The sequence below is a fragment of the Streptosporangium longisporum genome, from assembly GCF_039534895.1.
Lineage (GTDB): Bacteria > Actinomycetota > Actinomycetes > Streptosporangiales > Streptosporangiaceae > Streptosporangium > Streptosporangium longisporum.
Genome location: NZ_BAAAWD010000015.1, coordinates 201469 through 213716, shown reverse-complemented (window position 1 = coordinate 213716; position 12248 = coordinate 201469). Strand labels below are relative to the sequence as shown.

Genomic DNA, 12248 nt, shown 5'->3' with positions numbered 1-12248 from the left:
ATCGATCATGAAGGGCCGAAGTGAAAACACCCCCTCCGAGGCTTGGCGTGTTAGCGCGTAGCTACCGCCGCACCTCCCTGATAGCCGCTCTTGGGCTATCTACCTCTCTCATTGCAGCACCCGCCGTTGCTGAACCTACACCTATCCCTTCTGCACCTGTAGCGACGCCGACCACCTTGCCTAACCCGGTGGACACGGCAATACGGGAGGCGAAAAAACAGAACAAGCGAGTCGAGATCGAGTCCTATCGGGCTGAGAACTCAACCACCTTCGCTAACCCCAACGGCAAAACTCTCTACACAGAGTTGCACTCCACCCCCATTCGGGTGCAGAAAAATGGAACGTGGCAGCCGATCGATACCACGCTGGTCGAGGAAAACGGTGTCATCAAACCCAAGGCCGCCAAGGGCGACCTGATCCTGTCGGCAGGCGGGGACACCGCGCTGGTGAAGGTCAAGGGCGACAAGGGCGAGGCCGTCATCTCGGCTGCTACCAAGCTGCCCAAACCGCAACTATCCGGTAACACTGCCACCTACCCGTCGGCCTATGGCCAGGGTGTCGACCTGGTCATCACCGCCTCTCCGACCGGGTTCCAACAAGAGATCGTGATCCGCCAGCGGCCTACGACCGCGCTGAAGGTCCGTGTCCCGGTTGCCTTGCCCAAGGGTATGAGCTACGGCAAGGACTCCTCCGGACACCTCGCCCTGCTCGCCGACAAGGGCAAGAAAGAGATCGCCGACATCACCGCGGCGCCGATGGAGGACGCGGCCGCGGCGAAGAATCCCGACACTGGCCGGACCGGCACCGCACCCATGACGGTCGATCAGAAGACCGCTGGGCAGGCGCTCGTGATCACCCCGGACTCCGGGTTCCTAAACGACCCCGCAGTCACCTACCCGGTCACCATGGCCATCGCCTCCGACACCTGGACCGGCACCGGCATCGACGGTGACACCTACATCAACAGCGGCACCCAGCCCAACAGTTCGAACAACAAAAACAAGCAAGACCTCATCGCCGGCATGTCCAACACCGGCAGCGTGGCTTGGCGCGCCTTCATCCGCTTCAACATCGCCGGCACCCCGCTCATGGGCGGCACCGTCGAAAACGCCGACCTGCGACTGTGGAACCACGACTCCAACACCTGCGACTCGCAGATCAACTCCGGCATCCTCGCCCAGCCAATCGTCACCGACTGGAACATCAACACGATGACCTGGAGCACCCAACCCCAGGTCACCGCTAGCGCCCAGGTTGCCAACAAGGGCGCCTACGACGCGAGTTGTCCCAATCGGGGCGAGGGCGAGTTGTACTACTCCATCGAGACCATGGTTCAGGGCTGGATGGACGGTCAAAAAGACTACGGCGTCCGACTTCGCTCCGTCAGCGAAAGCGACCTCACTAACTGGCGTTGGTACCGCTCTTACGAATACGGTGACTGGGGCACTGGCAGCCCCCGCGGACCAGTCCTCTTTGTTAACTATCAGCCAGGAACGATCGAAGAAGATGTGGTGATCCCCACACTGCGAAGTGATCCTTCTGCAGAAGGACCAATTCCCTACGAGGAGGCAATAGCTGGAGAGTTGCAGGCTTATCCCGCTCCACCATCTGCTCAGGACGTGACGCCAGAGCAAGCTCAAACAAATATGGAGCAGGCGACTGACACCTACGAGATAAACACAGAGGATTTGCTTCCTCTTCCGGAAGAGGAACCGCCAACTTCTGATGAGACGTCACCGTCTGTTATCGATACGGTGCCGTCGCCTGGCGCTAAAAACGTCATCACAAATACTTCCGTCCAAATTACCTTCGACGAACCAGTTTCCGGAGTAATAGTAACCGTTAAGGGGCCTGGTGGTGCTGCCGTAACAGGCAGTTTAGTCATGGCGGGTGAGAATAGGACAGCGATTTTCACTCCTAACCAAGCGCTCACGGCGGAAAATATCTATACCGCCGAGGTGACCAGCGCTCAAGACAGCAGTGGTAATAGCATGACTGCTCCGTACAGCTGGTCTTTCACGACTTTAGGTTTAACACCTACACCTGTTCCCGGGCTAGTAGCGGCATACGGCATGGAGGAGACCTCCGGCAATGCAGTGACTGACAGTTCTGGACAGAACAACAATGGCACCGCCAGCAACACCAACCAAATCACATCTGGCAAGTACGGCAAAGCACTGTCGTTCAATGGCGCCACTAGTTGGGTCACTGTAAATAACGCAGATTCGCTGCAGTTGACAACTGGCATGACATTATCGGCCTGGGTTAACCCCACGACCGTAACTGGTTGGCGCACGGTTGTAATGAAAGAATATGATAGCGGCGGCGCTTCCTACGGCCTATACGCCTCCAACGGGTCGACTCCATCGGGTTGGTTGCAGACAAGCGGAAATGCCTCAGAGGTTGATGGGACAACTCCTCTACCTGGCAACATATGGAGTCATGTAGCTGCCACTTACGATGGCGCTAATGCTCGCCTATATGTCAATGGAGCGCTGGTAGGAGAAGAAACGGTCACGGGCAACCTTATTAGCGATGACAGTCCATTGCGCATTGGCGGCAACGCCCGATGGGGTGAGTACTTCAACGGCCTCATTGACGAAGTCCGTATTTACAACCTCTCTCAGACTGCCGCACAGATTCAGGCAGATATGAACAATCCTGTAACAGGATCGGCTCCCGCTCTCACTATTCCCAACAGGAACGATAGGTCATCACAACAACCTTCGACTGCAGATACAGCGGCAGCGCCGGCGACCTTCCCTTACAACCGGGTCGATTGGCCAACGTGCAATAAGGACTTGCTAGCCCAGGTCAAGCGAGCGAGGGCGAATGGGACGTCGGCTGTAGGCCATACGACTAACCCTTATAACTGGTGTGCCGCACAAGCATATGCCTTCCCTGTTTATAAGAGAATTGTTAGAACCACAGGACAGGTAGTCAGCGAGCAGTGGAAGGGGCAGGTCAATTTTAGCCTTGCCGCTCGCGCTTACACCTACGCTGGAGGAAAGAAGGGATCGAATGGTGCTGAAACCGATAAACCGTCAGGGAAGAACAGTCGCGACATCACCTTCGCTTGGCGTATCATCGGTGTTCGATACCAAGGCGATTTAACTTACTTCAACCCTATGATGCTTAGGGCAGGACTCACAACAAGTAGCCATTGTCAGGTCAAAAATGGCCCGCAAGATGGCGGAACCGCCGGCAAAAATTCCCTTTTTACAACATGGGCGTCCGCGCCAGAGGCAGAATGGACGATAAACTCACCCAAGAACACCGGAACAGGTAAAAACCTGATAAGTGCATGTATGATCGTTCCTACTCTGCGTTACACTTCACCTGTAACCAACGCCACTCCCGGCGGTGACGTTACTCGCGATATATCAATTCAGTATCCCGTTGTCAGATGCGACACTTCAGAGCTTATCGAGAAATACACAGGTGGATGTATTTTCACCGATGTAAGCCCTGTGCTGATCTTCGATGCTACGAAAAATGTAGGTATCAAGGAGTCCACCAAGCACGTCTGGGACGCTTACTATCACCCTGAATGGACGTATCCATTACTGGCAGGAAAGAAGGTTCCCGGCCGCGCCCCCAATGGCCTGCTACACCGCACGGTCGAAGGAGCCGTCCCCGGACTAGAAGATCCGGATGAGGCTCCCTCTGGAACTATCAAGGCCAATCGAGACCATTCGATTAGCAAATGTCGAGAGAAATGGCCTATGGTAAATCCAAAGCCAGATGGGTTGGACTGCGACGAGTTCCCATTTGCTAGCACGATGGAAGGTTCACTGTCAGCCAACGGGAACTACTCAGTGAGATATATATCAAATTCCGACAATCGAACGTCAGGTAATCAACTAGGCGTCTTCTACCAGCGCATGCGGAGACTCGGCCAAGACCCATTTTGGGTGTTTGCAAACCCGCTTGCTGCTGATCGCGATCAGCAGCCTCCTCGCTGGCCGTGATCGGCTAAAATAAGTGTGGCCCGCCTGCTATCAGGCGGGCCACACTTAATTTCCCCAAGGAGAAACGTGAACTATGCTCAGGAAAAATACGCAGAGCTTCTGCGTGCCGGGTTGGCTAGAAGCCTCAGTCTGACCTGGTGTCAGGAACGCGATTTAGACGAAGTGGCGCGCAGGTTCGGTGCAAGTCTAGAAACGGGTGGTTTGTGGGCCACCGAAGACGAGATTGAGGAACTAGAAGAAGACGACACCGTCGAGCTAGTCCAGTTAGCTAAGATTAGTGATTGGACGATCGCATACGAACCCAACGGGCATCAAGGATCGAGAAGTGCCGTCCTGGAGTCGCTCTCCTCAGGAAGTCAGGCTCTGAACATTTATTGGAACGTTGAGCTGGATAGCTCCATCAGTTACGCTACGGATGGCGTGATCGCAACTAGCTTTGCAATCAACGAGTTTGACCACCGATCGGGCACTCGCCCAGATGCATTAGACGATGTTCTGGCCGAAGTGGGATTACGCCAAGACTTGACGGTGCAGGAATTTAAGGCGCGCACCCTGGAGTTGGCCGAAAGAATTAGTGGTCAACCTCTAACTACCGAGTGGCTGAGATCTCCCCGATACGTTTTTAAGATCATCAACCCTCTCCCAGAACCTCTCGTTCCTCCTGGGTATTTAAATCCCCGGGCACCCTTTCTGGACGAGCCGGAGTTCGCACGCATTCTTAACAATCCGTCTCCGGGCATGGCACCTAGCATCCTCAAGCAGATCGTTTCCACCGTCCTCTCGATATCCACCCTTGAAGGCACTCTTCCTAACAGGGTGTTGCAGTTGATCGATCATGGTGAGCAGTTCGAAGGAGAACGAATCCTAATAGGCGAAGAGCTAAATCAAAAGGCAAATGATCTTCGCAATAGAATGACCATAAGTGCATCCGGCGAGAGCGAGAGGAATCAACTGGATTTGGAAAGCCAGGTGCTAATCGTTCTCCTGAAAGCTTTGAATCCTTCGCCCATTGAGGCGGCAAGCGCTGCATCTCAAGTCGCCCTCCAGCTCAGTGTGCCGACTAGGGAGCATTTCATGCGTTTAATTGTACTGAACCGCATAAGCAAGGCCATATCAATCCACTGAATCCAGCTACAGTCGACTTATCGAGCCTCTCGCACGATTTTTCCACCTGATCCGGTCAGTCATGATGCTTCCCCGTAGTAGATGGTTCTGCCGTTCTTGTCGAACCGGCCGCGCGGCCGGTTCCTCCTCCGTCCTTGTACGTGCCGTAGGTGGAGTTCGACCACACATGATCGTCCCGAGAAGAGGCTGTTGCCTAGTGGAAGTCGGGACTTCCGAAAAAGGTCGCCTCGTCGGACAGCAGATCTGGCAGCAGCGGGATGAGCGGGGTCTCCTGGGCGGCCGGCAAGAACCCTATCGGTCGAGCCCGGCCTGGACGGTCAAGCCCGCAAGCAGGGCCAGGTAAGCGTGACCTTCCGCTCAACCAGCCGCCTCTCTTTGATGACATCTCCGAGGGTGAGCAGTCGCATGCCCCGATTCTGACTTGCGGGCTACCGATGGCATACAACGAGCACTGATGAAATACGCGGCGCCTCTTGTACTCAGCCGCAGTGGCTCCAGCCGCTCGTCCAGGAGCGTGAGCCGTACGAGCCGCCCCAGATCACGCACTTCTTGGCGGCCGGGAGGCGTACCGGGCCCGCGTAGGCGGTGAACCTGCCGGGGTTGCCCCGGCTGGGGCCGCCCTTCACGCGGAGCGTCGCGTTCATCGCCACCTTGGAGGGGATCACGTACTTCGACAGGGTCACGACGCAGTTCCGGCCCGCCGCGCCGTTGTAGAGCAGGTGGACGGTGGCGACACCGCCCAGGGAGCGGGAGCCGACCACCCGGTAGCCACCCCCGCACACCCCGGTGGCCGTGTGCGGGTTGAGCCTGCGCGGGGTGGGCTTCGGGCTCGGCTTGACGGTGGGCCTGACAGTGGGCTTCGTGGTGGGCTTGACGGTCGGTCCGGCGGTGGGCTTCACCGTCGGCTTGACAGTGGGCTTGATGGTCGGCTTCACGGTCGGCCCGGGGGTGGGCTTCACCGTCGGTCCGGCGGTGGGTGTGGTGCTCGGACCGCTCGACGGGGCGGGGGCCGGCGAGACGCCGGGGGTGGAGGAGACACCGGGCGTCCTGCTCGGCCGCGCCGACCCGGCCGGCTCCGCGGACGAGGTCGTGGAGGGGGAGGGGACGCCCTCGGACTCCCACCCCGCCTCTCCGGCGTTGGGCCACCGGTCCTCGCCGGGCCGCAGTGACGGCTGCGCGCGGGGCCGGGACGGCGGACTCGTGGTGGCCGCTCCGTCCTCGGAAGGGGCGGGGGATTCCTGACCGGTCCCGGAGGGGTCGCCGGGCAGGACCGTCCGGCCCGGCCCGGTCTCCGTCGCACCGGGGACCGCCCTCGGCGCAGCCGCGGCCTTCTCACCCGCCTGGAGGAGCACCACCGTTCCGGTGGCCGTGCCGAGCGCGGCCACCACCGCCACGCCGGCGAACAGCAGCCCCACCGGCCGGCGCGACCGCTCCGGCGTGCCCGGCGTGCCCGGCGCGTCCGGTCCGGCCGGGGAAGCGTGCGGGGAAGCGGGCGGGGTGCCGGTCCCTGAACCGCTCCCGGCACCGGCGGCGGCACCGGTCACGGAGCCGCCATGGCCGAAGGAGCCGACGGAGCCTGCAGAGCCGACAGGGCCTGCGGAGGCGGGGACGGTACCGGCCGTGGCACCGGTCACGGGGTCAACGGGGCCGATGCGACCTGCGGACCCGGGGACGGTACCGGCCGCGGCATCACCGGTGCCGGACGGCGGCAGGGGGTCGGGAAGGGCGAGGACCGCGCCCGTCAGGCGGCCGACGAGGTGCTCGGCATCGGGACGCAGCGCCGGGTCCTTGGACAGGCAGACCGCGACCAGGTCCCGCAGCGGCCCCTCCAGCGCCCCCAGCTCGGGCTCGGCGTTGAGGATCCGGTTGATCACGGCGGCGATGGAGTCGTGGCCGAACGCGGGCCTGCCGGTCGCGGCGAAGACCATCGTGACGCCCCAGGCGAACACGTCGGCCGCGGCCGTCACCTCGCCCGACCCGAGCTGCTCGGGCGCCAGGTAGGACGGGGTCCCCATGGTCACCCCGGTCGCCGTCGTCCCCGGGGAGTCAAGGGCCCTGGCGATCCCGAAGTCGATCACCACCGGGCCCTCGGGGCCCATCAGCACGTTGGCGGGCTTGAGGTCGCGGTGCAGGATGCCCGCGCGGTGGATCGCGGCCAGCGCGGTGGCTGTGCTCACGGCGAGCCGTGCCAGGGAGGCGCCGCGCCGGGGCCCCTCGGTCTCGACCAGCCGGCGCAGGGACGGGCCGGGGACGTACTCGCTCACGATGTACGGGCGGCTGCCGGCGAGGTCGGCGTGCAGGACCGGGGCGGTGCAGAACGGGGCCACCCTGCGTGCGACCGAGACCTCGCGCAGGAACCGGGCCCTGGCCTCGGGGTCACCGGCCGCGCCGTGGTGCAGCAGCTTGACGGCGACCGATTCGCCTCCCTGCCCCCGGCCGAGGTAGACGGTGCCCTGGCTGCCCGTTCCGAGCCGGCCGAGCAGTTCGAACGCTCCGAGGTGACGGGGGTCCTCCGGCGTGAGCGGCTCCGCCATGATGCCCCCCTGACAAAACCCCGCGAATGGAATACGTGGTGAAGAACGCTACCAGCGAGGACGATGGGGTGGATCTCAGATGGCCCCGCCGGAAGCCGGGGACGCGGGCGGGGACGCGGGCGGGGACGCGGCCGGAGACGTGGGCCGGGCCTCAGATGGCCTTGCCGGGGTTGAGGATGCCGAGCGGGTCGAAGACCGCCTTGATCCCGTGGTGGATCTCCTCGGTGACCGGGCCGGTCTCCAGGGCCAGCCAGCGCCGCTTCAGCAGCCCGACGCCGTGCTCGCCGGTGAGCGTGCCGCCCATCCGCAGGGTCTCCCGGAAGACCGCGTCGGCCGCCTCCCACACCTGGGGCGGGGGCTCGGTCAGGGCGCGGTCGAAGATGAAGACCGGGTGCAGGTTGCCGTCCCCGGCGTGGGCGACCGTGGCGATCACCACGTCGTACCCGGCCGCGATCTCCTCGATCTTCTCGATCATGTACGGCAGCGCGGAGCGCGGCACGCACACGTCCTCGACCAGGCACGTGCCCAGCCGCTCCTTGGCCTGGTAGGCCATCCGCCGGACCGCGATCAGCTCCTCGGCCTCCTGGGGGGACGACGACACCGCCACGAAGGCCGCGCCGCCCGCGGTGCAGAGCTCGGCCATGCGCTCGGCGACGGCCGGGCCGTCCGCCGCGTCCGACTGGCCGATCAGCATCGCCCGGGTCGACTCCTCCAGGCCGATGTTGCGCCAGTCGTCGATGGCCTGGAGCGTGGTGCGGTCCAGCATCTCCATCAGGGACGGCTGGCAGCCGGCCGCGATGATCGCCGAGACGGCCGCCGCCGCGTCCCTGAGCGAGCCGAACTCGGCCGCGATCGTCGCCGGATGGACCGACGGGGCCCTGCGCAGCCGGACCGTGGCCGCGGTGATCACTCCCAGCGTCCCCTCGGAGCCGACGAACAGGCCGGTCAGGTCGTACCCGGTCACGCCCTTGACGGTGCGCCTGCCGGTGTTGATCACGCGCCCGTCCGCGAGCACGACCTCCAGGCCCAGGACCGAGTCGCGGGTCACGCCGTACTTCACGCAGCGCAGCCCGCCCGCGTTGGTGGCCAGGTTGCCGCCGATGGTGGAGATCTCGTACGAGGACGGGTCGGGGGCGTACATCAGCCCGTGCTCGCGCGCGGCCCGGTCCAGGTCGGCGGTGATGACGCCCGGCTCGACCACGGCGATCTCGTCGTCGGGGGAGAGCTCCCTGATGGCGGCCATCCGGTGCAGCGACAGCACGACGCACCCCTCGACGGCGGTGGCGCCTCCGGCCAGGCCGGTCCCGGCCCCGCGGGGGACCACCGGGACGCGGTGCGCGCTCGCCCAGGTCATCACGGCGACCACGTCGTCGCGGGTCTGCGCCAGTACCACGGCCAGCGGGTTCCCCGGCTCCAGGAAGGTCCGGTCGCGGGCGTAGGAGCCGGTCACGTCGGGGTCGGTCAGCACCTTCTCCGGGGTGAGCGCGGCGACGAGTTCGGAGATAGCGGTCACAGCTTGGACTGTACGACCTGAGGCGGGGTGGCCGCCCCGCGCCCCCATGACCCGAGGTGGGACCGTTCCCGCGCTCCGGCGGTCCGGGGCCGGACGCCCGCCTCGCGTCCCGTTCCGCCACGCCCGGCCAGGTCAGACGAAAAATCCACCATTCAGGGCAAAAGAGGGCTTTATTTCAGTTTTACAACATCATGCATTCGCTTGACTCTTTCTTTACTTTCTCGTCTAACGTCCCGGTTCGGTGCGCCTCATCGAGCGCGCCGGAGAGGTCCGTGCCCGGTGGAACCCGCGGCACAGGGAGGGGACGACGTTGTCCGGCAGAGTCAGCAGCGGAGGCGCCCGTAAGCGCCTTCTTGCGATCGTTCCCGTGATCGGCCTGGCCGTCACGGGACTGGCTGTGGGCGGTGCCTCGGCCGATACCGACGACTCGGTCGCGCGGTACCAGCCGACCGCGGCCGACTACTACATCAACTACGCGCCGCCCAGGGACGAGCCCGAGGTCGACGACCCGGCCGTGCCCTCGGCCAGGGCACGCAAGACGAGCCCGTCCAAGAGGATCGACCGCAAGTACTCCGAGGGCAACCCCGCCGCCGCGCGCGTGCTGGCCGCCCGGGAGGCCGAGGCGATCAGGACCGGGCGCAACCCCGTCGACTTCATCTTCAAGAAGTCCAAGACCGTCAGGACGGCCAAGCTCCTGACCCTGCTGGTCGAGTTCAACGACAAGGCCAACGACGACTTCTCCGGATTCTCCCGCCCGCTGGACGTCAACAGCGAGGACCCGGCCGAGTGCGTCACCGAGCCGGCGGGCACGCTGCTCAACGGCCCGTTGCACAACAAGATCCCCAACCCGGCCACGCTGGCGCACAAGGACAACAACAGCTTCTGGGTGCCCGACTTCAGCCCCGAGCACTTCAACAAGATGCTCTACACCAAGGAGGGCATCACCCAGCGGGTCCGCACCGACCTGACCGACCCCCGGGACGGCAAAAAGGGCATCGACATCTCCCGTCACACCATGAAGAACATGTACGAGGAGATGTCCAAGGGCGCCTACACCGTCACCGGGCAGGCCAGCCCGTGGATCAAGGTGCCGCACTCCGAGGCCTACTACGGCGCCCGCGCCTGCGGCCAGCCGGTGCAGGACATGAGCGGCCACCCGAGCAACCCGCGCGGCGCCGGCCAGCTCGCCATCGACGCGGTGAACACCCTGGTCACCACGAACCCGGACTTCCCCTGGGCCGACTACGACGTCGAGGACGTGGCCGACTCCGACGGTGACGGCAACCTCGCCGAGCCCGACGGCGTCGTCGACCACCTGGTCCTGGTCCACGCCGGCAAGGACAAGTCCTCCGACGGCGGCGCCGAGGGCACGTACGCGATCTGGGCCCACTCCAGCGCGGTGGCCGGCGGCTACCAGGTGCCCGGCGAGAACGTGAAGATCTCCAACTACATCGTGCAGCCCGAGGACTCCGGCGTCGGCGTCTTCGCCCACGAGTACGGCCACGACCTGGGCCTGCCGGACCTCTACGACACCACCGGCCAGGCGTCCTCCGCCGTGGACTTCTGGGACCTGATGTCCAGCGGCTCGCACAGCGGCCCGATCTTCCAGTCGATGCCCACCCACATGGGCATCTGGGACAAGTGGATCCTGGGCTGGGCCGACCCCGAGGTCTTCAACCCCGGTGACCGCGCCCGCGCGGTCACGATCGGCCAGGCCTCGCGCACGCCCAAGCTCACCGAGGACGGCGTCCGGATCAACCTGGAGAGCGCCCCGCTGAGCATGGTCGAGCCGCACAGCGGCACCAAGACCTGGTGGTCCAACCTCGACCAGGAGTGGGCCGACGTCAAGCTCACCCGCGACGTCCAGGTGCCCGCCGGGACCGACGTGAAGTTCTGGGTCTGGAACAACTACGACATCGAGCAGGACTGGGACTTCGGCTTCATCGAGGTCTCCACCGACGGCGGGGCCACCTGGGCCCAGCAGAAGGTGTACACCGAGGGCGGCGCGCTGGTCTCCACCGACGACGACTACGCCGACCCCAACAAGAACCTCGCCACCTTCGGCAACAAGAAGTACGGCCTCACCGGCACCACCGACGGCTGGCGGCACGACTACGTCGACCTCACCCCGTTCGCCGGCAAGGCCGTCAAGCTCCGCCTGGCCTACGACACCGACGCGGCCTTCACCCCGCGCGGCTGGCACGCCGACGACTTTTCGATCACGAACGGCGCCCAGACCGTGTGGAGCGACGACGTCGAGGGCGGCGCCAACGGCTGGACCGCGACCGGCGGAACCTTCACCAACACCCACGGCCAGGGCTGGACGATCAACGACGGCAAGCGCGAGATCTCCCGCTTCTACCTGGCCGAGTGGCGCAACCTCGACGGGTTCGACAAGGGCCTGCAGTACACCTACAGCACCAACTACTCGCGTGAGGGCGCCTGGAAGGTGGAGAAGGTCAAGTACAACGCGCCAGGCCTGCTCATCTGGTACCGCGACTCGACCTACACCAACAACTCGCTGGCCAACAACCTGGAACTGCCGCCCAGCATCGGTTCCAAGGGCAGCCTGATCCTGGTCGACTCCCACTTCGACCCGCTCCGGCGGACCGGCACCGCGGCCGAGAAGGACCCCACCACCCTGAAGAACATGCAGGGACGCGTGCAGACCTCCAACGCCGCCTTCTCCTTCGCCAGGACCTACCCGTTCACCGAGTGCTTCGAGGCGCCCGGGGAGCCGTTCAGCGAGTACTGCACCAAGACCGGCGCGCTGCGCGGCGTCTCGGAGTTCACCGACGCCAAGACCTGGTACCCCGGCTTCGAGGCGCGCGGGACCAGCCTGTTCTACCGCGACTTCGACGCCTCGGTGGTCGTCCCCTCCAAGGGCGACCAGATCTACAGCACCCGGGTGGTCAACGAGGACGGCACCCCGGCCACCGAGCTGTACGGCACCGACATGGGCAACGGCCACGTGCTCGGCTCCGGCAACCCCGGTGACGAGGGCAAGGCGCTGGGGGTGAAGGTCAGGCTGCTGACCCCGCTCATCGGCAACCTCGGCGCGATCGTCCAGGTCACCCCGCCGAAGAAGTGACCGCCTGATCCCCC

The 12248-nt window shown here is 64.1% G+C and carries 5 protein-coding genes; 3 read left to right on the top strand and 2 right to left on the bottom strand.

All coding sequences use genetic code 11. The annotated features are described in order from the left end of the window. The first annotated feature begins 188 nt into the window (after positions 1 to 188). Together ABD832_RS27365 and ABD832_RS27360 are read left to right on the top strand one after the other, a co-directional pair. Positions 189 to 3971 (top strand): LamG-like jellyroll fold domain-containing protein, encoded by a 3783-nt coding sequence (locus ABD832_RS27365; protein ID WP_344900420.1) that lies wholly within the window; start codon positions 189 to 191, stop codon positions 3969 to 3971. Positions 3972 to 4037: 66 nt separating this feature from the next. Further along, positions 4038 to 5096 (top strand): DUF6461 domain-containing protein, encoded by a 1059-nt coding sequence (locus ABD832_RS27360; RefSeq protein WP_344900418.1) that lies wholly within the window; start codon positions 4038 to 4040, stop codon positions 5094 to 5096. Between the two features lie 479 nt (positions 5097 to 5575). On the opposite strand, the gene ABD832_RS27355 is transcribed toward ABD832_RS27360, so the two are convergent. Next, on the bottom strand, positions 5576 to 7630 hold the full coding sequence (locus ABD832_RS27355; RefSeq protein WP_344900416.1) for a protein kinase domain-containing protein: 2055 nt from the start codon (positions 7628 to 7630) through the stop codon (positions 5576 to 5578). A gap of 151 nt (positions 7631 to 7781) precedes the next feature. Then, complete coding sequence (locus ABD832_RS27350; RefSeq protein WP_344900414.1) at positions 7782 to 9143, bottom strand: FAD-binding oxidoreductase; 1362 nt, start codon at positions 9141 to 9143, stop codon at positions 7782 to 7784. A 367-nt stretch (positions 9144 to 9510) separates the two neighbouring features. On the opposite strand from ABD832_RS27350, the gene ABD832_RS27345 reads away from it, so the two are divergent. Next, positions 9511 to 12234: an immune inhibitor A domain-containing protein gene (locus ABD832_RS27345; protein ID WP_344900412.1), complete on the top strand. Its 2724-nt coding sequence runs from the start codon at positions 9511 to 9513 to the stop codon at positions 12232 to 12234. Positions 12235 to 12248: the final 14 nt, after the last annotated feature.